The sequence below is a fragment of the Streptomyces sp. S.PB5 genome (genome assembly GCF_030403745.1).
Taxonomy (GTDB): Bacteria; Actinomycetota; Actinomycetes; order Streptomycetales; family Streptomycetaceae; genus Streptomyces.
This window is the reverse complement of record NZ_JAQMWP010000001.1, coordinates 734,450-756,962: the sequence shown is the minus strand read 5'-3', so window position 1 is coordinate 756,962 and position 22,513 is coordinate 734,450. Positions and strand designations below refer to the sequence as shown.

The following is a 22,513-nucleotide window of genomic DNA, read 5'->3' as shown; positions in this document are numbered from 1 at the left end:
CCTCGCGCGTGAACGGACGTGAAGGGCGTCAGCCCTTGCCGGCCTTCTTCTCCTCGGCGTCCTGAATGACCGCCTCGGCGACCTGCTGCATCGACATACGACGGTCCATCGACGTCTTCTGGATCCAGCGGAACGCGGCCGGCTCGGTCAGCCCGTACTCGGTCTGCAGGATCGACTTGGCGCGGTCCACCAGCTTGCGGGTCTCCAGACGGAGCGTCAGGTCGGCGACCTCCGCCTCCAGCTCCTTCAGCTCGGTGAACCGGGAGACGGCCATCTCGATCGCCGGGACGACGTCACTCTTGCTGAACGGCTTCACGAGGTACGCCATCGCACCGGCGTCACGCGCACGCTCCACGAGGTCTCGCTGCGAGAAGGCGGTGAGCATGAGGACGGGGGCGATACGCTCCTCGGCGATCTTCTCGGCCGCGGAGATGCCGTCCATCTTGGGCATCTTCACATCGAGGATGACGAGGTCCGGCTTGTGCTCACGGGCGAGCTCGATGGCCTGCTCACCGTCACCGGCCTCGCCTACGACGCTGTAGCCCTCTTCCTCCAGCATCTCTTTCAGGTCGAGGCGGATCAGTGCCTCGTCCTCGGCGATGACGACACGGGTCGTCAGCGGAGGCACGTGCGACTTGTCGTCGTCGGGTGCGTCTAGGGGCTGGGGCGACTCGGGGGCGGTCACGGGGGCTCCTTGTTCAGGGCAGGGGTGCTGCTCCCAAGAGCCTACCTAGCTGCGGTATGGTGGACGGGCAGCGGGTCGAGGTAAACCTTCGATTCATTGGGCCCCGGTAGCCCAATCGGCAGCAGGCGATGCTCTCAAACAGCATACAGTGTGGGTTCGAATCCCACCCGGGGCACTTTTCCTTCGATTCGAAGGCTAGCCTAAAGAAGCGGATGTTCCCGTTCTCGCGAACATCCGCTTTTTGCTGCGTGTCGCCGCGATCACTCTCGCAAGGTGTGCGCATGTACGACATCAGCACACGCAAACGAGCGTTGGCTCTGGTGGCACAGGGGCGCAGCCTGGACTCCGTCAGCAAGGAGACCGGTGTATCCCGCGCGGCTATTCGCTCTTGGCAGACGCGCATCGAACCGCTGCCTCGCATCAGATGGACACCTTGCTCGCGGTGCGGTCCGACGGCAGAGCCTCCTACAGACAGTGCGTCCTACAGCTATCTACTCGGCCTCTATCTCGGCGACGGCTGCATCAGCCCCGGCATGAAGTCGGGCTACTTCCTTCGCATCGCGTGTGCCGACTCGTGGCCCGGTCTCATCGAGGCCTGCGTTGCCGCCATCAAATCCGTCAATCCCAGCGGTAAGGCAAATCGAGTCCAGGCAGTCGGATACACCTCCGTAGTCGGCTACAGCAGGCACTGGCCCTGCTTCTTCCCCCAACATGGCCCCGGCAAGAAGCACGAGCGCCCCATCTTCCTCCCCCCTGGCAACAGGAAATCGTCGACGCCCACCCCTGGGAGTTCATCCGCGGCCTCATCCACTCCGACGGATGCCGCATCACCAACTGGACGACCCGCCTCGTAGCCGGTGAACGAAAGCGCTACGAATACCCCCGGTACTTCTTCAGCAACAAGTCCGACGACATCCGGAAGCTCTTCACCAACACCCTGGACCTCGTGGGCGTTGAATGGACAACCCTCGCCCGAGGCAGCGACCCCTTCAACATCTCCATCGCCCGCAAAGCCTCAGTCGCCCTCATGGACGCTCACGTAGGCCCCAGACACTGAGCCTCATCCCCTACTTGGGACTGTCGTCCTCCCCGATGTGATGCACGCGGACCATGTTCGTCGCCCCGGCGACCCCGGGCGGCGAACCGGCCGTGATCACCACGACGTCGCCCTTCTGGCAGCGGCCGTACTTCAGGAGCAGTTCGTCCACCTGGTCGACCATCGCGTCGGTGGATTCCACCTGTGGGCCCAGGAACGTCTCCACACCCCACGTGAGGTTCAGCTGGGAGCGCGTCGCCGGCTCCGGGGTGAAGGCCAGCAGCGGGATCGGGGAGCGGTAGCGGGAGAGCCTGCGAGCCGTGTCACCGGACTGTGTGAACGCGACCAGGAACTTCGCGCCCAGGAAGTCCCCCATCTCCGCCGCCGCTCGCGCCACCGCGCCGCCTTGCGTGCGGGGTTTGTTGCGTTCGGTCAGGGGCGGGAGGCCCTTGGCGAGGATGTCCTCCTCGGCCGCTTCGACGATCTTGGCCATCGTGCGCACGGTTTCGACGGCGTACTTGCCGACGCTCGTCTCTCCCGACAGCATCACGGCGTCCGTGCCGTCGATGACCGCGTTCGCGACGTCCGATGCCTCGGCCCTCGTCGGGCGGGAGTTGTCGATCATCGAGTCGAGCATCTGGGTGGCGACGATGACGGGCTTGGCGTTGCGCTTGGCCAGCTTGATCGCACGCTTCTGGACGATGGGGACCTGCTCCAGGGGCATCTCGACGCCGAGGTCGCCGCGGGCGACCATGATGCCGTCGAAGGCGGCGACGATGCCCTCGATGGCGTCGACGGCCTGGGGCTTCTCGACCTTGGCGATGACGGGGAGGCGGCGTCCTTCCTCGTCCATGATCCGGTGGACGGCCTCGATGTCGCGTCCGGAGCGGACGAAGGACAGGGCGATCACGTCGAAGCCGGTGCGCAGGGCCCAGCGCAGGTCGGCCTCGTCCTTCTCGGACAGGGCGGGGACGGAGACCGCGACGCCGGGCAGGTTGAGGCCCTTGTTGTCGGAGACCATGCCGCCTTCGACGACGGCGGTGTGGACGCGGGGTCCGTCGACGGCGGTGACTTCGAGGCAGACCTTGCCGTCGTCGACGAGGATGCGTTCGCCGGTGGTGACGTCGTCGGCGAGTCCGGCGTATGTGGTTCCGCAGGACTGCCGGCCGCCTTCTGCGCCTTCTTCGACGGTGATGGTGAAGGTGTCGCCGCGTTCAAGGAGTACGGGGCCTTCGGTGAAGCGGCCGAGGCGGATCTTCGGACCTTGAAGGTCGGCGAGGATGCCGACGCTGTGGCCGGTCTCGTCGGAGGCCTTGCGGACGTGCTGGTAGCGCTCCTCGTGCTCGGCGTAGCTGCCGTGACTGAGGTTGAAGCGGGCCACGTCCATTCCGGCTTCGACCAGTGCCTTGATCTGGTCGTACGAGTCGGTGGCGGGGCCCAGGGTGCAGACGATCTTTGCTCGGCGCATATTTCGACCCTAGGCCTTACCCGCCGGTAGAGATTTGGGTGGGGGTGACTACTCAACAACCTTTGGGTGACGGGTTATTGACAAGTGTTGAATTGTGCGGCGGGGTGCTCCGATGAGCGTTCGCTGCAGTGAATTCTGAGCGTGTCACAGCTGTGGTGGTGCCATGGTGAAGCGGGCGTTGACCTGGGCGTGGACGTGTTGGCGCTGGGGTTCGAGGTCGAGAGGGGCGGCGGCGGTGTCCTCGGCTGCGGCGTAGGCCATGGAGCGCATGCGGGCGCCGGACGCGGCGGGGGCGTAGGGCTGGGCGTTCTCGGCGCCGATGTCGGCGAGTTCCACGAGGGCGGCCAGTGTGGTGCCGAGGGCTTCCGCGTATTCGCGGGCCCTTTGGACCGCTTCCTTCACGGCCTGCCGGCGGGCTTGGCGGTGGGCCGGGGAGTCGGGGCGCAGTGCCCACCAGGGTCCGTCGACGCGGGTGAGGTCCAGGTCGGCGAGGCGGGTGGTGAGTTCGCCGAGTGCCGTGAAGTCGGTCAGTTCGGCGGTGACGTGCACGTGGCCGTGGTAGGCGTGGACGCGTTCGCCGCGGCCTTTCTCCTTGAGCTGGGGTGTGAGGGAGAAGGCGCCGGTCTCCAGGCGCTCGACCGCGTCGCCGTAGGTCTTGATGAGGTCGAGGACGGTGGCGTTGCGGCGGGTGAGGTCGTCGAGGGCGGTACGGCGGTCCTTGCCGCGGGCGGCGATGCTGACGCCGATGCGGGCGATCTCGGGGTCGACTTCGAGGTGGGCTTCGCCGCGGACGGCGATGCGGGGGGCGTCGGGTGTGCCGTAGGGCACAAAGGGTTGGGGTTCGTCCGCAGGTGGTGTGGTCATACGACCCACTCTGTCACTTCTTGGGGGTTTGTAGGCGCGGCAGGTCACAGGTCGGGTCATCAGATCGAAACCTGTAGGGGGTGTTGCCGCTCACCATGTGCGGGTCAGAATCTACGCGCGTTGTTGACCGTTCCCCGAGGAGATCGAGACATGCCGTTGAACCGCAGGAAGTTCCTGGAGAAGTCCGCCGTGACCGGTGCGGGCGTCGCGCTGGCCGGTGCCGTGGGGGCTCCTGCGGCCGAGGCCGCGGAGGCGTCGGCGGCCGGGACGGGGCGGAAGCCCGCGAAGCGGTACTCCCTGACGGTGATGGGCACGACCGATCTGCACGGCAACATCTTCAACTGGGACTACTTCAAGGACACGGAGTTCTCGGACGCCAAGGGCAACGCGAAGGGGCTGGCGCGGGTCTCGACCCTGGTGAACCAGGTGCGCGAGGAGAAGGGCCGCCGCAACACGCTGCTCATCGACGCGGGCGACACGATCCAGGGCACGCCGCTGACGTACTACTACGCGAAGGTGGACCCGATCACCGCCCCCGGTGGTCCGGTCCACCCGATGGCCGCGGCGATGAACGCGATCGGGTACGACGCGGTGGCCCTGGGCAACCACGAGTTCAACTACGGCATCGAGACGCTGCGCAAGTTCGAGGACCAGTGCGACTTCCCGCTGCTGGGTGCGAACGCGCTGGACGCGAAGACGCTGAAGCCGGCCTTCCCGCCCTACTTCATCAAGAAGTTCTGCCCGCCCGGCCTCCCGCCGGTCAAGGTGGCCGTCCTCGGCCTGACCAACCCGGGCATCGCGATCTGGGACAAGGCGTACGTCGACGGCAAGCTGGTGTTCCCCGGTCTGGAGGAGCAGGCCGCGAAGTGGGTGCCGAAGCTGCGCTCCATGGGTGCGGATGTCGTCGTCGTGTCGGCGCACTCCGGTTCGTCCGGCACTTCGTCGTACGGTGACCAGCTGCCGTACATCGAGAACTCCTCGGCGCTGGTGGCGCAGCAGGTGCCCGGTATCGACGCGATCCTGGTCGGTCACGCGCACACCGAGATCGCGGAGCTGCTGGTCACCAACGAGAAGACCGGCAAGACGGTCGTCCTGTCGGAGCCGCTGTGCTTCGCGCAGCGGCTGACCCTGTTCGACTTCGAGCTGGTCTTCGCGAAGGGCCGTTGGACGGTCGAGTCGGTGAAGGCGACGGTGCGTGACTCGAAGACGGTCGCGGACGACCCGAAGATCACGAAGCTGCTGAAGGACGACCACGACATCGTCGTGAAGTACGTCAACCAGGTCGTCGGCACGGCCACCGAGACGTTGACGACGGTCGAGGCCCGCTACAAGGACGCCCCGATCATCGACCTGATCACGAAGGTCCAGGAGGACGTGGTCAAGGCGGCGCTGGCGGGCACGGAGTACGCCTCGCTGCCGGTGATCTCGCAGGCGTCGCCGTTCTCGCGGACGTCGGAGATCCCGGCCGGCAAGGTGACGATCCGGGATCTGTCGAGCCTGTACGTGTACGACAACACGCTGGTGGCGAAGCTGCTGACGGGTGCGCAGATCAAGGCGTACCTGGAGTACTCGGCGGAGTACTTCGTGCAGACTCCGGCGGGCGCGGCGGTCGAGGTGGACAAGCTGACGAACGCGAACGGCCGGCCGGACTACAACTACGACTATGTGTCGGGGCTGCAGTACGAGATCGACATCGCGCAGGCCGCGGGTTCGCGGATCAAGAACGTGACGTACAACGGTGCGGCGCTGGACGACGCTCAGCGGTTCGTGTTCGCGGTGAACAACTACCGTGCCAACGGTGGCGGTGCGTTCCCGCACGTGGCGTCGGCGACCCAGCTGTGGGCGGAGTCGACGGAGATCCGCACCCGGATCGCGGAGTGGGTGACCGCGAAGGGTGTGCTGAACCCGGCCGACTTCGCGGCGGTGGACTGGAAGCTGACGCGGAACGGTACGCCCGTCTTCTAGCGCTCCGGGTATGACGGATCGACGGCGTCGGCGCCGACTCAGCGCCGGCGTCGTCGATGTTTTTGTGCGGTTTATGCGTTATTTGTGCGTTATTTGTGCGCGTTTTATGCCGTGGCACGTCTTCTCAGCGGCCTTGCACCAGGGGGGTGAGTGCCGGTGCCTGTCGGGCGGCCGGGATCAGGGGCTGCTGGTCGAGGCCGAAGGTGGTGAAGGCGGTTCGGGTGGGCAGGGGGTAGGTGTCCTTCTCCGTGACGGAGTTGAGGATAGTGGCGCTGCGCCAGGCGGCGAGGCCGAGGTCGGGGGTGCCGACGCCATGGGTGTGGCGTCGGGCGTTCTGGACGTAGACGGAGCCGGTGACGGACGGGTCGAGGACGAAGCGGAACTGCTCGTCCACGCGCGGGCGTTCGCGGCTGTCGCGGCGCAGGTACGGGTCGAGGCCGGCGAGGATGCGGTCCAGGGGGCGTTCGCGGTAGCCGGTGGCGAGGACGACGGCCTCGGTGGTGAGGCGGGAGCGGGTGTTCTGCTCGGTGTGTTCCAGATGGAGCTCGACCTTGGTGGTGGCGACACGGCCCGCGGTGCGGACGCGGACGCCGGGGGTGAGGGTGGTGTCGGGCCAGCCGCCGTGCAGGGTGCGCCGGTAGAGCTCGTCGTGGATGGCGGCGATGGTGTCGGCGTCGATGCCTTTGTGGAGCTGCCATTGGGAGGCGACGAGGCGGTCGCGTTCGGCTTCGGGGAGGGCGTGGAAGTAGCGGGTGTAGTCGGGCGTGAAGTGTTCCAGGCCGAGCTTGGAGTACTCCATGGGGGCAAAGGCCTCGGTGCGGCCGAGCCAGTGGAGGCCTTCGCGGCCCGCGGGGCGCTCGCGGAGCAGGTCGAGGAAGATCTCGGCGCCGGACTGTCCGGTGCCGACGACGGTGATGTGTTCGGCGCGCAGGAACGCGTCGCGGTGGGCGAGGTAGTCGGCGGCGTGGATGACGGGCACGCCGGTGGCCTCGACGAGGGGCTTGAGGGGTTCGGGGATGTAGGGCTCGGTGCCGACACCGAGGACGATGTTCTTCGTGTACGTCCGCCCGAGGGCCTCGGCTTCTCCGTCGGTGTCGAGCTGGGTGAAGTCGACCTCGAAGAGGTCGCGTTCGGGGTTCCAGCGGACGGCGTCGACCTGGTGGGCGAAGTGGAGTCCGGGGAGGCTCTCGGCGACCCAGCGGCAGTAGGCGTCGTATTCGGCGCGCTGGATGTGGAAGCGCTCGGCGAAGTAGAAGGGGAAGAGCCGGTCGCGGCTCTTGAGGTAGTTGAGGAAGGTCCAGGGGCTGGCGGGGTCGGCGAGGGTCACCAGGTCGGCGAGGAAGGGGACTTGGATTCTGGCGCCGTCGATGAGGAGGCCCGGGTGCCAGTCGAAGGTGGGGCGCTGTTCGTAGAAGACGGTGTCGAGTTCGGCGAGGGGGTGGGCGAGGGCGGCGAGGGAGAGGTTGAAGGGGCCGATGCCGATGCCGACGAGGTCGCGGGGGGCGTCGGGCTCGTGGTGCTGCGGGGTGGCGCCGTGGCCGGGTGCGGGGGCGGGCGTGGAGGCGGGGCCGGAGGTGGGGGTGGGGCCGGAGGTGGGGGTGGGGGTCATCTGGGGGTGGTTCCTTCCACGAGTTTCAGCAGGGCGGCCAGGTCGTCGGGCCGGGTGTGGGGGTTGAGGATCGTCGCCTTGAGCCAGAGGCGGCCGTCGAGACGGGCGCGGCCGAGGACTGCGCGGCCGGTGGCGAGGAGGGTTCGGCGTACGGCTGCGATGTCGTCGTCCGTCGCGTGTGCGGGGCGGAACAGGACGGTGCTGATGGTGGGGGTGTCGTAGAGCTCGAAGCGGGGGTGAGCGGCGATGAGGTCGCTGAACTCCCGTGCGCGGGCGCAGACTTGGTCGACCAGGGCGCCAAGTCCCGTCCGGCCTAGCGTTTTCAGGGTGACGGCGATCTTCAGGACGTCGGGGCGGCGGGTGGTGCGGAGGGAGCGGCCGAGGAGGTCGGGGAGGCCGGCCTCGGTGTCGTCGTCGGCGTTGAGGTAGTCGGCGCGCTGGTGGAGGGCGGCGAGGTCGCTGCGCTCGCGAACGGCGAGGATCCCCGCGGCGACGGGTTGCCAGCCGAGTTTGTGCAGGTCGAGGGTCACGGTGTGGGCTGCGCCGATGCCGGTGAGCTTGGCTCTCTGACTGTCGCTGAAGAGGAGCCCGCCGCCGTATGCGGCGTCGATGTGCAGGCGGGCGCGGTGGGTTTGGCAGACGGCGGCGATCTCGGGGAGGGGGTCGATGAGGCCGGCGTCTGTGGTGCCTGCGGTGGCTGCGACGAGGTGGGGGCCGGGGAGCTTGCTCAGGGCCGCGTCCAGGGCGGTGGGGTCCAGGGTTCCTGCGGGGGCGGGGATGATCACCGGGTCGGGCAACCCGAGCAACCAGGCGGCGCGGGGCAGGGAGTGGTGGGCGTTGGCTCCGCAGACCAGGCGGACTCCGGCGTCCAGGGTTTCTCTGGCCAGTAGAAGTGCCAGTTGGTTCGATTCGGTGCCGCCCGTTGTCACCAGGGCATCGGGTGCGTTGTTGGGTGCGGATGCATCGTGGCTGGTCGCGCCCCGCGGCGGAGCCGCAAATCGATACAGCCCCGCGCCCCCGGGCACGTCGGCATAGACCTCGGTTGCAAGTGACCGTGTCACCAGCTCTTCCAGCTCCGAGGCCGCTGGTGCCTGATCCCATGAATCCAAAGACGGGTTGAGAACGCTTGCTGCCAGATCTGCCGCCGCCGCGACCGCCAGCGGTGGGCAGTGGAGGTGCGCGGCGCACAACGGGTCCGCCGGGTCGGCCGAGCCTTCCGCCAGCGCCCGCACCAGGAGCCGTAGTGCCTCCGGGTCGCCCTCCTCCGGCAGTACGTCGCCCAGCGCGTGCCGTAGCCGTGCCGCGACCTCCGCCGGGCCTCCTGCCGGGAAGGGGCCCCCGCGTCGCCTCGTGCCGTCCCGCACCGCGTCGAGGGTGGTCTCCAGCAGCGGGCCCAGGGCCTGCGGGCCCGCGGGACCCGACGCAAGTGGTGGCGTACTCATGGTCGTCCTCCGGGGCGCCGAGGCGGGGGGAGTTCCAGCTTGTACGCGGTTGCGTGGGCGCGCCCGAAAAGTTCAACGATCCAGACCCGAAAAGGGGTACTTCCGTGCGGGGACAGCGTGTCGGGGTCCGCGAGGTGCCGTGCCTCGCGGACCCCTGGGGGCTATGCCTCCCGCACGCGCAACGCCCTTGCCAGGTCGTCGAGTTGGTCGGCGAGCCGGCGGCGCAGGGCCGGGGTGGGTTCGGCGTCGCGCAGACAGGCCTCGCCCAGGCTCAGGGTGTCGGCGTCCACCGCGTGGACGGGGAAGGCCCAGCGGCCGGCGGCGTCGGCGACGGCGGGGCTGCGGCGGGTGGCGAGGGCCACGGCGTCCTTGAAGTAGCGGGGGATGTACTCCCGTACCAGATCGGCCTGTTCGGGTTGCCAGAAGCCCTGGGCGGCGGCGATGAACAGGTAGTTGGAGAGGTCGTCGTGGGTGAACATCGCCTCCCACGCCCGCTCCTTGGCCTCCGGGTCGGGGAGGGCCGCGCGGCAGCGGGCGGCGCCTTCCTGGCCGGTGGCGGAGGGGTCGCGGTCCAGTTCGGCGGTGATGGCCGCCTCGTCGGTGGCGCCGAGGACGGCGAGGCGGGCGAGGACGCGCCAGCGGAGTTCGGGGTCGAGTTCGGGGCCGCCGGGGACGGTGCCGTCGGCGAGCCAGGCGGCGATGGTGTCCGGGTGGGCGGCCACGTCGATGAAGTGGCGTACGGCGATGAGGCGCAGGCCCGGGTTGTCGCCGTCCTCGGTGCGGCGGATGAGGTCGCGGCAGAGGGAGGTGAGGGTGCTGAGGGCTGCCGGACGGTCTTCGGGGGTGACGTAGCGGTCGGCCACCTGGACCACGGCGAAGGCGAGGACGCCCTGGACGAGGGCGAGGTCGGTCTCGTGCGGCAGGTGGGTGCGGGCCGCCTCCAGATAGGCGGTGGGCGCGAGTTCGCCGTCGCGGACGGAGTCGCGCAGGGCGTTCCAGACGACGGCGCGGGTGAGGGGGTCCGGGAGGCCGGAGAGGCAGTCGCGGAGGGTTTCGAAGGAGTGGCTGTCGAAGCGGACCTTCGCGTAGGTGAGGTCGCCGTCGTTGAGGAGCAGCAGGGCGGGGCGCTTGCCGATGGGCTGGGGCGCGGTCTGTGGGATGTCGAGGTCGAGACGCTCACGCAGGACGAGGTGGCGGCCTTCGTCCGCTGCATTATCGGCCAAGGCCCGGTCGTAGAGGCCGACGGAGATGCGGTGCGGGCGGCCGCCGTCGTGTTCGACCTGCAGGACGTGGACGCCGTCGTCGCCGCGGGTGACGACGGGGCGGAGGGTGTCGACGCCGGTGGTGCGCAGCCAGGTCTCGGCCCAGGCGTGGACGTCGCGTTCGGTGCTGCTCGCGAGGGAGTCGATGAAGTCGGCGAGGGTGGCGTTGGCGAACTTGTGCCGGGCGAAGTGGGTGTTGATGCCGGCGTGGAAGTCCTTCTCGCCGAGCCAGGCGACGAGTTGGCGCAGGGCGGAGGCGCCCTTCGCGTAGGAGATGCCGTCGAAGTTGAGCATGGCGGAGGCGGTGTCGGGCACCAGCTCGGGGTCGGGGGCGACGGGGTGGGTGGAGGGGCGCTGGTCGGCCTCGTAGCCCCAGGCCTTGCGGGCGACGCCGAAGTCGGCCCAGATGCCCGCGAATCGGGTGGCTTCGGTGAGGGTGTGGTAGCCCATGTACTCGGCGAAGGACTCGTTGAGCCAGATGTCGTCCCACCAGCGCAGGGTGACGAGGTCGCCGAACCACATGTGGGCCATCTCGTGGGCGATGACCATGGCCCGGGTCTGCCGTTCGGTGTCGGTGACGGCGGAGCGGTAGACGAACTCGTCGCGGAAGGTGACGAGTCCCGGGTTCTCCATGGCGCCGGCGTTGAACTCGGGGACGAACGCCTGGTCGTAGGAGTCGAAGGGGTAGGGCTCGTCGAACTTCTCGTGGTAGCGGTCGAAGCACTGCTTGGTGATCTCGAACAGTTCGTCGGCGTCCGCGTCGAGGTACGGGGCCAGGGAGCGGCGACAGTGGATGCCGAAGGGCAGGCCGCGGTGTTCGGTGGTGACGGAGTGCCAGGGTCCGGCGGCGAGGGCGACGAGGTAGGTGGAGATGAGGGGGGTGGGGGCGGCCTGCCAGCGGCCGTCGCCGAGGTGTTCGGTGATGCCGTTGGCGAGGACGGTCCAGTTCTCGGGGGCCTTGACGGTGAGCTCGAAGACGGCCTTGAGGTCGGGCTGGTCGAAGACGGCGAAGACGCGCTGGGCGTCGTCCATGCACAGGTTCGAGTAGAGGTAGGTCTCGCCGTCGGTGGGGTCGGTGAAGCGGTGCATGCCCTCGCCGGTGCGGGAGTAGCGCATGGCCGCGTCGACGCGGAGTTCGTGTTCGCCGGCGGTGAGGTTCTTCAGGGGCAGCCGGTCGCCGTCGAGGCTCTCGGGGTCGAGGGGGTGTCCGTCGAGGGTGGCGGAGCGCAGTTCGGCGGGCTTGAGCTCGACGAAGGTGTCCGCGTCCGTGCGGGCGCTGAAGCGGATGACGGTGTGCGAGTCGAAGGTGTCGTCGCCGGTGGTCAGATCGAGGTCGATCGTGTACCGGTGGACGTCGAGGAGCTTGGATCGGGTCTGCGCTTCGTCGCGCGTCAGTACGGACATGGACGACATGCTGCCTGATGGGAAAGGCGCGGCACAGGGGCGGATCGGTACGCGCCCTATGTCCGGTCCTGTTCGAGGCCGGCGTCGTGCGCCTGTTGTGCGCGCTGCAGCGGGACGCGGGTGTCGGGGTGGGGCAGGACGGGGCGCGGGAGGCGGTCGGCGGCCTCGGTGTGGACCTGGGGATCTTGATGGCCTTCGGGATCCTGGTGGTCCTTGACGAGGGCGCGCAGTTCGCGGATCTCCGCCGCCAGGGCGAGGTGGCGTCGGTGGGCGTCGTAGAGGTAGCGGACCTTGGTGCGCAGGGCCCAGGGGTCGATGGGTTTCGTGATCAGGTCGGCGACGCCCAGGCCGAAGGCGGCGGCGGTGAGTTCCTGGTCGAGTCCGAAGCCGGTGAGCAGGATGACGGGGATGTGCTGGGTCTGCTCCAGGCGGCGCATGTAGCGGACGACGTCGAGGCCGCTGACGCCGGGCATGCGGACGTCGAGGAGCAGCAGGCCGACCTGTCCGCGGAGCACCTGCTTGAGCGCCTCGTCGCCGCTGGTGGCGCGGCTGAGCCGGTACCCCAGCGGGGCGAGGGCGCTCTCCAGTGCGTACAGCGTGTCCTCATGGTCGTCGACGATGAGGATCTTGGCATCCGACGGCATGGCCCGACGTCCCTCCGCATGGGACAACCAGCTTAGGTCCGAATCGCTGACGCGGAGTGCTCGTCAGCTGACAAGGAGTGCACAGCGCAGCATGCCCCGCGCGGGCGCGCCTGTCACGCCTTTATGCCGTCGTACGAGGTCGGTTCGCTTACGGCGTGGCCCCGTTGACCGTGTCCTCCGCGATCCGCTCGTGATGGCGGATCACCTCGGCGATGATGAAATTCAGGAACTTCTCAGCGAACGCCGGGTCGAGCTTGGCGTTCTCGGCGAGGGTCCGCAGCCGCTCGATCTGCCGGGCCTCCCGGGCCGGGTCGGCGGGCGGCAGCTGGTGCTGGGCCTTGAGGTGGCCGACCTGCTGCGTGGCCTTGAAGCGCTCGGCGAGCATGTGGACGACTGCCGCGTCGATGTTGTCGATGCTGTCCCGCAACCGCGCGAGTTCCTCGCGGACGGCGGGGTCGACGTCACCGTTTCCGTTGTTGCTGGTGGTCATGAGCGACAACCCTACGGGGTGCCCGCGGGGCACCTGTCGGGCGCGGTGGAGGAGGGTGCGCGGGGAGGTCGGCCGGTACGGATCGCTGCCGGCGGGGGCGCGCAGGGGCGGCCGGTACGGCCGTCGGGCCGGCCCAGCCGAACTCGGCGCGACCGCCGCCCCCGAGCCCTACACCCTTCCCAGCCCCGGAATGCGTGGCGGATCGGCCGGGTCCGGGACCTGGTCGGTCCAGCCGCCGTGGACGGTGCGGCCCTGTCGGGTGCGGAAGCGGGTGGGGACGGTGCCGACTCGGCGGGTGAAGAGGCGGGAGAAGTAGGCGGGGTCGTCGTAGCCGACGCGGCGGGTGACGGCGGCGACGGGGAGTTCGATGCCCGCGCAGTTGGGCAGCCGTATCCGCTGATCGCGCGCGGGCTGCGGGACTTGGCGGTGGTGTACGTCGACGGGGAGCGGGCCGGGGTGCTGACCGAGGCGGACGAGCGGCTGAAGGAGCCGGTCGCCGGGCACGCGTGCGTGGAGCTGTGGGTGGAGTCGCTGGGGCCGGTCAATTACGGGCCGCGGACCGGGGAGGCGAAGGGGATCACCGGGGGCTGCTGCACGAGCGGCGGTTTCTGCACGGGGTACGCGCGCGTGGGCTGCGGTTGGACGCCCTGGAGGACGTCGAGGGGGTGGCCTTCCGGCCGCTCGCCGGTGATCGCGCCCGGGCCTGTGTCGGGGCTCCCTCACCGTGCGGGGCGCGGGGGACGCGGTGCTCGAACTGTCCGGGTGGGGGCGGGGCTTCGTGTGGATCAACGGATTCGGCCTCGGCCGGTACTGGAACGTGGGGCCGCAGCACTCGCCGTACGTGCCGGGGCCGGTGCTGTGGGACGGGGACAACGCGGTGTGGCTGCTGGAACTGGACGAGGCGCCCGCGGCCGGCGGCGGCCCGCGCCTGCGCGCGGCTCGTACCGCCGGGGAAATTCCGCCCGCGGCCTCGTAGAGTGGAACCGGGTTCAGGGCGTCTTGTGGGGGTACGGGCGTGGCGAACGACGGACCGGTCGAGCACGGCTACCCGCATCTGGAGACGGTGCGGGACTCGATCACGGCGCTCTGGAAACGGCTGTCGTACGACACCGTCCAGACCTTCGCGACGAGCGTGGCCCCGGCCGACGTGGCGTTCTGCGACACGGACGATCTCTATCTGGGGGCGCAGCGGGTGGCCCGGGAGCTGGTGCGGCACTACCGGCTGCCGGACGCGCGGCTGATCGTCGGCTTCCGGGAGATGACGCACGCGGCGAACGTCGAACTGGCCGCGGGGCCCGAGTACTTCGTCGAGCTCAACGACCGTTTCCGGACCCATCGGCGGGACATCGGGGCGGCGCTGGCGCACGAGGTGATGCATGTCTATCTGCATCGGCTCGGGCTGTCGTTCCCGGGGCTGCGGGAGAACGAGATCCTCACGGACACGGCGACGACGTATCTGGGGGCGGGGTGGCTGCTGCTCGACGCGTACCGGGAGGACTCGGCGTCCTCGCAGAAGCTGGGGTATCTGACGCCGGAGGAGTTCGGGTACGTGCTGGCCAAGCGGGCGCTGGTGTTCGGGGAGGATCCGTCGGTGTGGTTCACCAGTCCGCAGGCCTATACGGCGTATGTGAAGGGGATGGCGCGGGCCCGGGAGGACGAGCAGCAGCCGCCGCTGACCGCGGCCGGGTGGGCGGGCCGGCGCCGGTACGCGCGCGACCGGCGGGCCCATGCCCCGCATCCCGACGCGCGGTACGCCTTCACACCGGACGGGGGCGCCGGAGGGCTGCGGGTCTCCTTTCCCTGCCCTACCTGCCACCAGCGGATCAGGGTCCCGGTGAAGGGCCGGATGCGGGCGCGGTGCGCGGTGTGCCGGACGGTGCTGGAGTGCGACACGTGAGAGCCGGCGGGCGTTTCCAGGCCCCGTATCCAGGCCACGTATCTATGCCCCGTACACCTGTCCCGGGGTCTCCGCCTCCGCCAGCAGTCGCAGTGCCGTGTCTCCCGCTTCCGCCGCCGTCCACCTCGCGCCCTTGTCCGCGCTCGGGCCCGCCCGCCAGCCCTCCATCACGGTGATCCGGCCGCCCTCCGCCTCGAAGACGCGCCCGCTCACCCCGGCGCTGCCCGCCGATCCCAGCCACACCACGAGCGGGGAGACGTTCTCCGGGGCCATCGCGTCGAAGCCGGTCTCCGGCGCCGCCATGGTGTCGGCGAAGGCGTGTTCCGTCATCCGGGTGCGTGCCGCCGGGGCGATGGCGTTGACCTGGACCCCGTATCTGGCGAGCTCGGCCGCAGCCACCAGCGTCAGGCCGACGATGCCCGCCTTCGCCGCGCTGTAGTTCCCCTGGCCGACCGAGCCCAACAGCCCCGCCCCGCTGCTGGTGTTGACGACCCGGGCCACCGGCGCACGTCCCGCCTTCGCCTCCCCCCGCCAGTACGCGGCGGCGTGTCTCAGCGGCAGGAAGTGGCCCTTGAGATGGACCCGCATCACCGCGTCCCAGTCGTCCTCGTCGAGGTTGACGAGCATCCGGTCGCGCAGGAACCCGGCGTTGTTGACGAGGGTGTCGAGTCGGCCGTACGTCTCCAGCGCGGCGGCGATCAGGGAGGCCGCCCCTTCGGTCGTCGCGATGTCCCCGCCGTGCGCGATGGCCTCGCCGCCCGCCGCGCGGATCTCGGCGGCGACGTGCGCGGCGGGGCTGTCGGGTCCGGGCGCCCCGTCGAGGCCGACCCCGAGGTCGTTGACGACGACCCGCGCCCCCTCGGCGGCGAACGCGAGGGCGTGCGCCCGGCCGAGTCCCCGGCCCGCCCCGGTGACGATCACGGTCCGCCCGTCACAGATTCCGCTCAACTCCGGCCTCCTTGTTGACAGTTGCCGCGTCCAGGAACGCGGGCCGCTCCCCTCCCCCGTGCACCAGCAGGGACGCCCCGGTGATGTACGCGGCGGCGTCCGAGGCGAGGAAGACGGCCGCGGATCCGACGTCCGAGGGCTCGGCGAGGCGTCCGAGGGGGACGGTGGCGGCCACGGCGGCGACCCCGTCCCGGCCGCCGTAGTGGAGGTGCGCCAGCTCCGTGCGCACCATGCCGACCACCAGCGTGTTCACGCGCACGTCCGGCGCCCACTCCACCGCCATCGACCGCGCCAGGTTCTCCAGTCCGGCCTTCGCCGCCCCGTACGCCGCCGACCCGGGCGAGGGCCGGCTGCCGCTGACGCTGCCGATCATCACGACGGAGCCCTTCGCGCGCCGCAGGTGCTCGTACGCGGCGAGGGAAGCGGTGAGCGGTGTGAGAAGGTTCAGCTCGATCACCCGGGCGTGCCGTTCGGGTGCCGCGTCGGCCAGCAGACGGTACGGGCCGCCGCCCGCGTTGTTGACGAGGACGTCGACGCGGGGCAGTTCGGCGAAGAAGGCCTGTACGGCGGCCGGGTCCCGCAGGTCCACGGGTATGAACTCGGCTCCTCCCAGGGGTACTTCGGGTGGCCTGCGCGCGCACACCACGACCTCCGCGCCCGCCCGCACCAACGCCTGCGTGATCCCGGCGCCCACCCCGCGTGTGCCGCCCGTGACGACCGCGACCCTCCCCTTCAGCTCCATTCGCCGCTACCCTCCACCTAACAAACGTTTGGTGGAAAGGTAGCTGATGCGGCTATGGGTGTCTCCACCTCGTCCCCGGAAAAGGGGATCCGTCTCGTCACGGTCGACGTCCCGCCGGTGAACGCGCTGCCGGTGGACGGCTGGTTCGCCCTCGCCGACGCGGTGCGCACGGCGGGCCGCGACCCGGCGGTGCGGTGCGTCGTCCTGGCCGCCGAAGGGCGTGGGTTCAACGCGGGCGTGGACATCAAGGAGATCCAGGCACAGGGGACTTCGGCGCTCGTCGGCGCCAACCGCGGCTGCCACGAGGCCTTTTCGGCGGTGTACGACTGCGAGGTGCCGGTCGTCGCGGCGGTGCAGGGCTTCTGTCTGGGCGGTGGCATCGGGCTCGTCGGCAACGCGGACGCGATCGTGGCCAGCGAGGACGCGGTCTTCGGACTGCCCGAACTGGACCGGGGCGCGCTGGGCGCCGCCACACATCTGGCCCGGCTGGTCCCCCAACACCTCATGCGAACCCTGTACTTCACCTCCCGCACGGCCTCCGCGGCCGAGCTGCACACGCACGGTTCGGTGTGGCGGGTCGTGCCGCGCGCCGAACTCCGCACAGCAGCCCTGGAGTTGGCGGCCGAGATCGCCGCCAAGGACGGGGAGCTGCTCCGCCTCGCCAAGGCCGCCATCAACGGCATCGACCCGGTCGACGTCCGCCGCAGCTACCGCTTCGAGCAGGGCTTCACCTATGAGGCGTCCGCCGCCGGGGTCGCCGACCGCATCCGTGACCGTTTCGGAAAGGAGGGCCGTTAGATGAGCGGCGCGAACACGGCCGACAAGACCATGACCGCCGACGAGGCCGTGTCCCGGCTGCACAGCGGCATGACCCTCGGCATCGGCGGCTGGGGCTCGCGCCGCAAACCGATGGCCCTGGTCAGGGCCCTGCTCCGGTCGGAGATCACCGACCTCACGGTCGTCTCGTACGGCGGCCCGGACGTCGGCATGCTCGCCGCGGCCGGTCGGATCCGCAAGCTCGTCGCCGCCTTCGTCACCCTCGACTCGATCCCCCTGGAGCCTAACTACCGGGCGGCCCGCGAGGCCGGCGCCTTCGAGCTGACGGAGATCGACGAGGCGATGTTCATGTGGGGCCTGCGGGCCGCCGCGCACCGGCTTCCCTTCCTCCCCGTGCGGGCGGGGCTCGGCTCCGACGTCATGCGCGTCAACCCCGGCCTGCGGACGGTGACTTCGCCGTACGCCGACGGCGAGACGTTCGTCGCGATGCCCGCGCTGCGCCTGGACGCGGCCCTGGTCCACGTCAACCGCGCCGACCGGCTGGGCAACGGGCAGTGTCTGGGCCCGGATCCTTACTTCGACGACCTCTTCTGCGAGGCGGCCGACACGGCGTACCTGTCGTGCGAACGGGTCGTCGACACGGCGGAGTTGACGAAGGAGGCGGCACCGCAGTCGCTGCTGGTCAAACGGCACACCGTCACCGGTGTCGTCGAGGCCCCGAACGGGGCGCACTTCACGTCCTGCGCGCCGGACTACGGCCGGGACGAGGCCGCGCAGAAGGTGTACGCGACCACTCCCTGGCCAGAGTTCGCGGCACGGTACCTGGAGGAGGGGGCATGACCGGGGTCACCCGCGCCGAGTACTGCGTGATCGCCTGCGCCGAGGCATGGCGGGGCGGCGGTGAGATCCTCGCCAGTCCCATGGGTCTGATCCCCTCCGTCGGCGCCCGTCTCGCCCGGCTCACCTTCGCCCCCGACCTGCTGCTGACGGACGGCGAGGCACTGCTGGTCCGGCCGGACGGCACGGTCGAGGGCTGGTTGCCGTACCGGCAGCATCTGGCCCTGGTCACCGGCGGGCGGCGGCACGTGATGATGGGCGCGAGCCAGCTCGACCGGTACGGCAACCAGAACATCTCCTGCATCGGCGACTGGGAGCGGCCGAAGCGGCAGCTGCTCGGGGTGCGGGGCGCGCCGGTCAACACCCTGAACAACCCGACGAGTTACTGGGTGCCGAGGCACTCCCGGCGGGTCTTCGTGGAGAAGGTCGACATGGTGTGCGGGGTGGGCTACGACCACGCGGCCGGCGCCCGCTTCCACCGCATCCCACGGGTCGTCTCCGACCTCGGCGTCCTCGACTTCGCGACCCCGGACCGCTCGATGCGGCTGGCCTCGCTGCACCCCGGGGTGACCGTGGAGCAGGTGGTGGAGGCGACGGGCTTCACGCTCGGCATCCCCGCCGAGGTGCCGTACACCCGCGAACCCACCGCGGAGGAACTGCGGTTGATCCGCGAGGTGCTCGACCCGGCCGGCCACCGCGCCCGGGAGGTCGCCGCCTGATGGACACGGCACTCACCCGGCTCGTCGGCGTCCGCCACCCGGTCGTGCAGACCGGGATGGGCTGGGTCGCGGGCCCCCGCCTGGTGTCGGCCACGGCGAACGCGGGCGCGCTGGGCATCCTGGCCTCGGCGACGATGACCCTCGACGAGCTCCGCAAGGCGATCCGCGAGGTCAAGTCCCGTACGGACGCGCCCTTCGGGGTCAACCTCCGCGCCGACGCGGCGGACGCCGCCGACCGGGTGCGCGTGATGATCGAGGAGGGGGTGCGCGTGGCGTCCTTCGCCCTCGCTCCCTCCCCCGGGCTGATCGCCGAGCTCAAGGAGGCGGGCCTCGTGGTCATCCCGTCCGTCGGGGCCAGGCGGCATGCCGAGAAGGTCGCGGCGTGGGGCGCGGACGCGGTGATCGTGCAGGGCGGGGAGGGCGGCGGCCACACCGGCGAGGTGGCGACGACCGTACTGCTGCCGCAGGTGGTCGACGCGGTGGACATCCCGGTCGTGGCGGCGGGCGGCTTCTTCGACGGGCGGGGACTGGTGGCGGCGCTGGCCTACGGGGCGGCGGGCGTCGCGATGGGCACCCGCTTCCTGCTGACGTCGGACTCGACGGTGCCGGACGCGGTGAAGGCCCGCTATCTCGCGGCGACGGCGAGGGACGTGACGGTGACCCGGGCGGTGGACGGCCTGCCGCACCGCATGCTGCGGACGGATCTGGTGACCGGGCTGGAGAACTCCGGCCGCGCCGGGACCCTGCTGCGGGCTCTGCGGCACGCCGCCGCCTTCCGCCGTCTGTCCGGGCTCACCTGGCGTCAGATGCTCCACGACGGCCTCGCCATGAGGCACGGCAAGAACCTCACCTGGAGCCAGGTCCTCCTCGCCGCCAGCACCCCCATGCTTCTCAGGTCGGCGATGGTGGAGGGCCGTACGGATCTCGGGGTCATGGCCTCCGGGCAGGTCGCCGGGGTGATCGACGACCTGCCGTCGTGCGCGGAACTGGTGGAGCGGATCATGAAGGAGGCCGGTGACGTGCTCGAGGCCCTCAGAGCCGCTCGATGATCGTCACGTTCGCCTGCCCCCCGCCCTCGCACATGGTCTGCAGCCCGAACCGGCCGCCCGTGCGTTCCAGTTCGTGCAGCAGCGTCGTCATCAGCTTGACGCCCGTCGCGCCCAGCGGATGGCCGAGGGCGATGGCACCCCCGTTGACGTTGACCTTCTCCGGGTCCGCGCCCGTCTCCTTCAGCCATGCCAACACCACCGGCGCGAAAGCCTCGTTGATCTCGACCAGATCAATGGCGTCGATGGACAGGCCGGTCTTCTTCAGGGCGTGGGCGGTGGCCGGGATGGGGGCCGTGAGCATACGGATGGGGTCCTCGCCGCGCACCGACAGATGGTGGACGCGCGCGCGTGGTGTGAGCCCGTGCTCCCGCACCGCCCGCTCGGAGGCCAGCAGCATGGCCGCCGCCCCGTCGGAGACCTGGGAGGAGCAGGCGGCCGTGATGGTGCCGCCGTCGATGACCGGCTTCAGCCCGGCCATCTTCTCCAGTGAGGTGTCCCGGCGTGGCCCCTCGTCGACGGTGACGTCCCCGTACGCCACGGTCTCCCGCTCTAACCGCCCTTCGTCGATGGCCCGCACCGCCCGCTGATGGGACCGCAGCGCGAACTCCTCCTGGTCCTGCCGGCTGATCCCCCACTTCGCGGCGATCATCTCGGCGCCGGCGAACTGGTTCACCGGCTTGCCCCCGTACCGCGCCTGCCAGCCCTCGCTCCCCGCGAAGGGGCCCTGTGTGAGCCCCAGCGGCTCGGCGGCCTGCCGGGTCGCGAAGGCGATGGGGATCATCGACATGTTCTGCACACCGCCCGCGACCACCAGGTCCTGCGTCCCCGACAGCACGCCCTGCGCCGCGAAGTGCACGGCCTGCTGCGAGGACCCGCACTGCCGGTCCACGGTCACGCCCGGTACCTCCTCGGGCAGTCCGGCCGCCAGCCAGCAGGTCCGCGCGATGTCCCCGGCCTGCGGCCCGACGGCGTCGAGGCATCCGAAGACGACGTCCTCGACGGCCCCCGGATCCACCCCCGCCCGTCCGACGAGCTCCTTGAGGACATGCGCGCCGAGGTCGGCCGGATGGACCCCGCTGAGCCCACCGCCCCGCCGCCCGACCGGCGTCCGCACCGCTTCGACTATGTAGGCCTCGGCCATGACAACTCCCTCGCGTGAAAGGGCTTGATAAGGCACCTGATGGGGGTCATTCGCGTACGGCGATCCCGTCCAGCACCATCGACAGGTACTGCCGGGCGATCTCCTCCGGGCTGTGCTGTCCGCCGGGCCGGTACCAGGACGCGGCGACCCAGACGGTGTCGCGCACGAAGCGGTAGGTGAGCCGGACGTCGAGGTCGGCCCGGAAGACCTCGGCCGCGACCCCGCGCTCCAGCGTGGACAGCCACGCCTTCTCGAACCGGCGCTGGGAGTCGGCGAGGAACGCGAACCGCTCCTGCGCGACCAGCTGCCGACTCTCCTTCTGGTAGATCGCGACGGCGGCGCGGTGCCGGTCGATCTCCCGGAACGACTCGGTGACCAGGGCTTCGAGGGTCTCCCGCGGCCCCAGTTCGGCGCCCAGGACGGCGTCGTAGCCGCCCCAGAGCTCGTCGAGGAAGGTCCGCAGGATCTCCTCGAGCATCGACTCCTTGGAGTCGAAGTGGTAGTAGAGGCTGCCCGCGAGCATGCCCGCCTGGTCCGCGATCTTGCGGACGGTGGTGGCGTTGTAGCCCTGCTCGGCGAAGACCTCGGCGGCGATGTCGAGGAGTTCCCGGCGGCGGGCGGGCGCGGCGGGGGTCACCTGGGGTTTCTTCTTGGTCGGCACGGCATCATTCTGGCCCTAGGGGTGCTGGCTGCTGACGGCGACGACTTCCCCGGTCATGTACGAGGAGTAGCCGGACGCCAGGAACACGATCACGTTGGCCACCTCCCAGGGTTCGGCGTACCGCCCGAACGCCTCCCGCGCGGTCAGCTCCTCCAGCAGCTCGGGGGTGGTCACCTTCACGAGGTGCGGATGCATGGCGAGACTCGGCGCCACGGCGTTGACCCGCACCCCGAACTCGGCCGCCTCCAGAGCCGCACACCGCGTCAGCGCCATGACTCCCGCCTTCGCGGCCGCGTAGTGCGCCTGCCCGGCCTGGGCGCGCCAGCCCACGACGGACGCGTTGTTGACGACGACCCCGCCCCGGCCGGAGTCGCGCATCAGCCGCAGGGCGGCCCGGGTGCACCGGAAGGTGCCGTTGAGGGTGACGTCCAGGACACGGGACCACTGCTCGTCGGACATGTCGACGAGGGGCGAAGTCCCGCCGAGCCCGGCGTTGTTGACCACGACGTCCAGCCGCCCATGGGCCCGTACGGCAGCCTCGAAGAGCGCCTGGACCTGTGTCTCGTCGGTGACGTCACAGGCGACGGCACTCACCGCCGCCTCCCCGAACTCCCCGGCCAGCCGGGCCTCGTGCTCCTTGAGCCGCCGCGCATGCGCATCGCTGATCAGCACGCGCGCGCCCTCCTCCAGGAAGCGCCGCGCGGTCGCACCGCCGATGCCGGCTCCGGCCGCGGCGGTGATGACGGCGGTGCGGCCTGTCAGCAGCCCGTGCCCCGGCTCGTACGCCGGACTCTCGACGCCTGTCATGGGGCCACGCTAACCTACCAAACACTTGTTAGGGAAGCATGGACGACGCGTCGTCGAAGGGCTGGA

The 22,513-nt window shown here is 70.3% G+C and carries 19 protein-coding genes, 1 tRNA gene and 3 pseudogenes; 9 read left to right on the top strand and 14 right to left on the bottom strand.

Going from position 1 to position 22,513, the window contains the following annotated elements; all coding sequences use genetic code 11:
- Positions 1-28: 28 nt before the first annotated feature.
- Positions 29-685, bottom strand: coding sequence for a response regulator (locus PH203_RS03410; RefSeq protein WP_289915866.1), 657 nt, complete (start codon positions 683-685; stop codon positions 29-31).
- Between the two features lie 100 nt (positions 686-785).
- Here PH203_RS03410 and PH203_RS03405 point away from each other — a divergent pair.
- Both PH203_RS03405 and PH203_RS03400 read left to right on the top strand, forming a co-directional pair.
- Positions 786-860 (top strand) — tRNA-Leu (locus PH203_RS03405).
- 106 nt (positions 861-966) lie between these two features.
- Positions 967-1,742 (top strand): annotated as a pseudogene (locus tag PH203_RS03400) (transcriptional regulator).
- Positions 1,743-1,752: 10 nt separating this feature from the next.
- Here the strand turns inward: PH203_RS03400 and pyk are convergent.
- Positions 1,753-3,189, bottom strand: coding sequence for a pyruvate kinase (gene pyk, locus PH203_RS03395; RefSeq protein ID WP_289915865.1), 1,437 nt, complete (start codon positions 3,187-3,189; stop codon positions 1,753-1,755).
- A 144-nt stretch (positions 3,190-3,333) separates the two neighbouring features.
- Positions 3,334-4,053, bottom strand: a complete 720-nt coding sequence (locus tag PH203_RS03390; RefSeq protein WP_289915864.1) for an SIMPL domain-containing protein — start codon at positions 4,051-4,053, stop codon at positions 3,334-3,336.
- Positions 4,054-4,203: 150 nt separating this feature from the next.
- On the opposite strand from PH203_RS03390, the gene PH203_RS03385 reads away from it, so the two are divergent.
- Positions 4,204-6,018 (top strand): 5'-nucleotidase C-terminal domain-containing protein, encoded by a 1,815-nt coding sequence (locus PH203_RS03385; protein ID WP_289915862.1) that lies wholly within the window; start codon positions 4,204-4,206, stop codon positions 6,016-6,018.
- A 124-nt stretch (positions 6,019-6,142) separates the two neighbouring features.
- Here the strand turns inward: PH203_RS03385 and PH203_RS03380 are convergent, their stop codons facing one another.
- The 6 genes and pseudogenes from PH203_RS03380 to PH203_RS03355 all read right to left on the bottom strand — a co-directional run.
- On the bottom strand, positions 6,143-7,627 hold the full coding sequence (locus PH203_RS03380) for a SidA/IucD/PvdA family monooxygenase (protein WP_289915860.1): 1,485 nt from the start codon (positions 7,625-7,627) through the stop codon (positions 6,143-6,145).
- On the bottom strand, positions 7,624-9,069 hold the full coding sequence (locus PH203_RS03375) for an aminotransferase class V-fold PLP-dependent enzyme (protein WP_289915857.1): 1,446 nt from the start codon (positions 9,067-9,069) through the stop codon (positions 7,624-7,626). Before PH203_RS03375 ends, PH203_RS03380 begins: the two co-directional genes overlap by 4 nt.
- Positions 9,070-9,230: 161 nt before the next feature.
- Positions 9,231-11,735, bottom strand: a complete 2,505-nt coding sequence (gene pepN, locus PH203_RS03370; RefSeq protein ID WP_289915855.1) for an aminopeptidase N — start codon at positions 11,733-11,735, stop codon at positions 9,231-9,233.
- A gap of 56 nt (positions 11,736-11,791) precedes the next feature.
- Positions 11,792-12,379 (bottom strand): response regulator, encoded by a 588-nt coding sequence (locus tag PH203_RS03365; protein WP_289915854.1) that lies wholly within the window; start codon positions 12,377-12,379, stop codon positions 11,792-11,794.
- A gap of 148 nt (positions 12,380-12,527) precedes the next feature.
- Entirely contained in the window at positions 12,528-12,869 is a 342-nt protein-coding gene (locus PH203_RS03360) for a chorismate mutase (RefSeq protein ID WP_289915852.1), read from the bottom strand.
- 168 nt (positions 12,870-13,037) lie between these two features.
- A pseudogene (locus PH203_RS03355) lies at positions 13,038-13,235 on the bottom strand (AraC family transcriptional regulator); the annotation flags it as partial.
- Positions 13,236-13,253: 18 nt separating this feature from the next.
- Between PH203_RS03355 and PH203_RS03350 the strand changes: the two are divergent.
- A pseudogene (locus PH203_RS03350) lies at positions 13,254-13,845 on the top strand (beta-galactosidase); the annotation flags it as partial.
- A 39-nt stretch (positions 13,846-13,884) separates the two neighbouring features.
- On the top strand, positions 13,885-14,766 hold the full coding sequence (locus PH203_RS03345; protein ID WP_289915850.1) for a hypothetical protein: 882 nt from the start codon (positions 13,885-13,887) through the stop codon (positions 14,764-14,766).
- 42 nt (positions 14,767-14,808) lie between these two features.
- On the opposite strand, the gene PH203_RS03340 is transcribed toward PH203_RS03345, so the two are convergent.
- Together PH203_RS03340 and PH203_RS03335 are read right to left on the bottom strand one after the other, a co-directional pair.
- Positions 14,809-15,714, bottom strand: a complete 906-nt coding sequence (locus tag PH203_RS03340) for an SDR family oxidoreductase (protein ID WP_289915849.1) — start codon at positions 15,712-15,714, stop codon at positions 14,809-14,811.
- Complete coding sequence (locus PH203_RS03335) at positions 15,698-16,456, bottom strand: SDR family oxidoreductase (RefSeq protein ID WP_289915848.1); 759 nt, start codon at positions 16,454-16,456, stop codon at positions 15,698-15,700. The genes PH203_RS03340 and PH203_RS03335 overlap by 17 nt, the downstream gene beginning before the upstream one ends.
- A 54-nt stretch (positions 16,457-16,510) precedes the next feature.
- Between PH203_RS03335 and PH203_RS03330 the strand changes: the two genes are divergently transcribed.
- From PH203_RS03330 to PH203_RS03315, 4 genes are read left to right on the top strand one after another with little or no spacing between them, the layout of a single operon-like run.
- Positions 16,511-17,254, top strand: coding sequence for an enoyl-CoA hydratase family protein (locus PH203_RS03330; RefSeq protein WP_289915847.1), 744 nt, complete (start codon positions 16,511-16,513; stop codon positions 17,252-17,254).
- Complete coding sequence (locus PH203_RS03325; RefSeq protein WP_289915845.1) at positions 17,255-18,073, top strand: CoA-transferase; 819 nt, start codon at positions 17,255-17,257, stop codon at positions 18,071-18,073.
- Positions 18,070-18,789 carry a CoA-transferase gene (locus tag PH203_RS03320; protein WP_289915842.1) on the top strand — a complete coding sequence of 240 codons (720 nt, stop codon included), beginning with the start codon at positions 18,070-18,072 and terminating at the stop codon, positions 18,787-18,789. Before PH203_RS03325 ends, PH203_RS03320 begins: the two co-directional genes overlap by 4 nt.
- Positions 18,789-19,838 (top strand): nitronate monooxygenase, encoded by a 1,050-nt coding sequence (locus PH203_RS03315; protein WP_289915841.1) that lies wholly within the window; start codon positions 18,789-18,791, stop codon positions 19,836-19,838. Before PH203_RS03320 ends, PH203_RS03315 begins: the two co-directional genes overlap by 1 nt.
- Here PH203_RS03315 and PH203_RS03310 read toward each other — a convergent pair.
- Genes PH203_RS03310 through PH203_RS03300 form a run of 3 tightly spaced genes read right to left on the bottom strand, consistent with a single transcriptional unit; the run spans position 19,822 to position 22,447 of the window.
- Positions 19,822-20,979: an acetyl-CoA C-acetyltransferase gene (locus PH203_RS03310; RefSeq protein WP_289915839.1), complete on the bottom strand. Its 1,158-nt coding sequence runs from the start codon at positions 20,977-20,979 to the stop codon at positions 19,822-19,824. The two genes, PH203_RS03315 and PH203_RS03310, sit on opposite strands and share 17 nt — an antisense overlap.
- A gap of 46 nt (positions 20,980-21,025) precedes the next feature.
- Positions 21,026-21,640 (bottom strand): TetR/AcrR family transcriptional regulator, encoded by a 615-nt coding sequence (locus tag PH203_RS03305; RefSeq protein ID WP_289915837.1) that lies wholly within the window; start codon positions 21,638-21,640, stop codon positions 21,026-21,028.
- A 15-nt stretch (positions 21,641-21,655) separates the two neighbouring features.
- Positions 21,656-22,447: an SDR family oxidoreductase gene (locus PH203_RS03300; protein WP_289915835.1), complete on the bottom strand. Its 792-nt coding sequence runs from the start codon at positions 22,445-22,447 to the stop codon at positions 21,656-21,658.
- Positions 22,448-22,513 lie beyond the last annotated feature (66 nt).

What these genes read in the sequence shown, in the direction of transcription:
- PH203_RS03380 (WP_289915860.1), bottom strand. Translation starts at nt 7,627, where the DNA reads ATGACCCCCACCCCCACCTCCGGCCCCACCCCCACCTCCGGCCCCGCC.
- PH203_RS03375 (WP_289915857.1), bottom strand. Translation starts at nt 9,069, where the DNA reads ATGAGTACGCCACCACTTGCGTCGGGTCCCGCGGGCCCGCAGGCCCTG.
- pepN (WP_289915855.1), bottom strand. Translation starts at nt 11,735, where the DNA reads ATGTCCGTACTGACGCGCGACGAAGCGCAGACCCGATCCAAGCTCCTC.
- PH203_RS03365 (WP_289915854.1), bottom strand. Translation starts at nt 12,379, where the DNA reads ATGCCGTCGGATGCCAAGATCCTCATCGTCGACGACCATGAGGACACG.
- PH203_RS03335 (WP_289915848.1), bottom strand. Translation starts at nt 16,456, where the DNA reads ATGGAGCTGAAGGGGAGGGTCGCGGTCGTCACGGGCGGCACACGCGGG.
- PH203_RS03390 (WP_289915864.1), bottom strand. Translation starts at nt 4,053, where the DNA reads ATGACCACACCACCTGCGGACGAACCCCAACCCTTTGTGCCCTACGGC.
- PH203_RS03325 (WP_289915845.1), top strand. Translation starts at nt 17,255, where the DNA reads ATGAGCGGCGCGAACACGGCCGACAAGACCATGACCGCCGACGAGGCC.
- PH203_RS03320 (WP_289915842.1), top strand. Translation starts at nt 18,070, where the DNA reads ATGACCGGGGTCACCCGCGCCGAGTACTGCGTGATCGCCTGCGCCGAG.
- PH203_RS03360 (WP_289915852.1), bottom strand. Translation starts at nt 12,869, where the DNA reads ATGACCACCAGCAACAACGGAAACGGTGACGTCGACCCCGCCGTCCGC.
- pyk (WP_289915865.1), bottom strand. Translation starts at nt 3,189, where the DNA reads ATGCGCCGAGCAAAGATCGTCTGCACCCTGGGCCCCGCCACCGACTCG.
- PH203_RS03315 (WP_289915841.1), top strand. Translation starts at nt 18,789, where the DNA reads ATGGACACGGCACTCACCCGGCTCGTCGGCGTCCGCCACCCGGTCGTG.
- PH203_RS03385 (WP_289915862.1), top strand. Translation starts at nt 4,204, where the DNA reads ATGCCGTTGAACCGCAGGAAGTTCCTGGAGAAGTCCGCCGTGACCGGT.
- PH203_RS03330 (WP_289915847.1), top strand. Translation starts at nt 16,511, where the DNA reads ATGGGTGTCTCCACCTCGTCCCCGGAAAAGGGGATCCGTCTCGTCACG.
- PH203_RS03300 (WP_289915835.1), bottom strand. Translation starts at nt 22,447, where the DNA reads ATGACAGGCGTCGAGAGTCCGGCGTACGAGCCGGGGCACGGGCTGCTG.
- PH203_RS03310 (WP_289915839.1), bottom strand. Translation starts at nt 20,979, where the DNA reads ATGGCCGAGGCCTACATAGTCGAAGCGGTGCGGACGCCGGTCGGGCGG.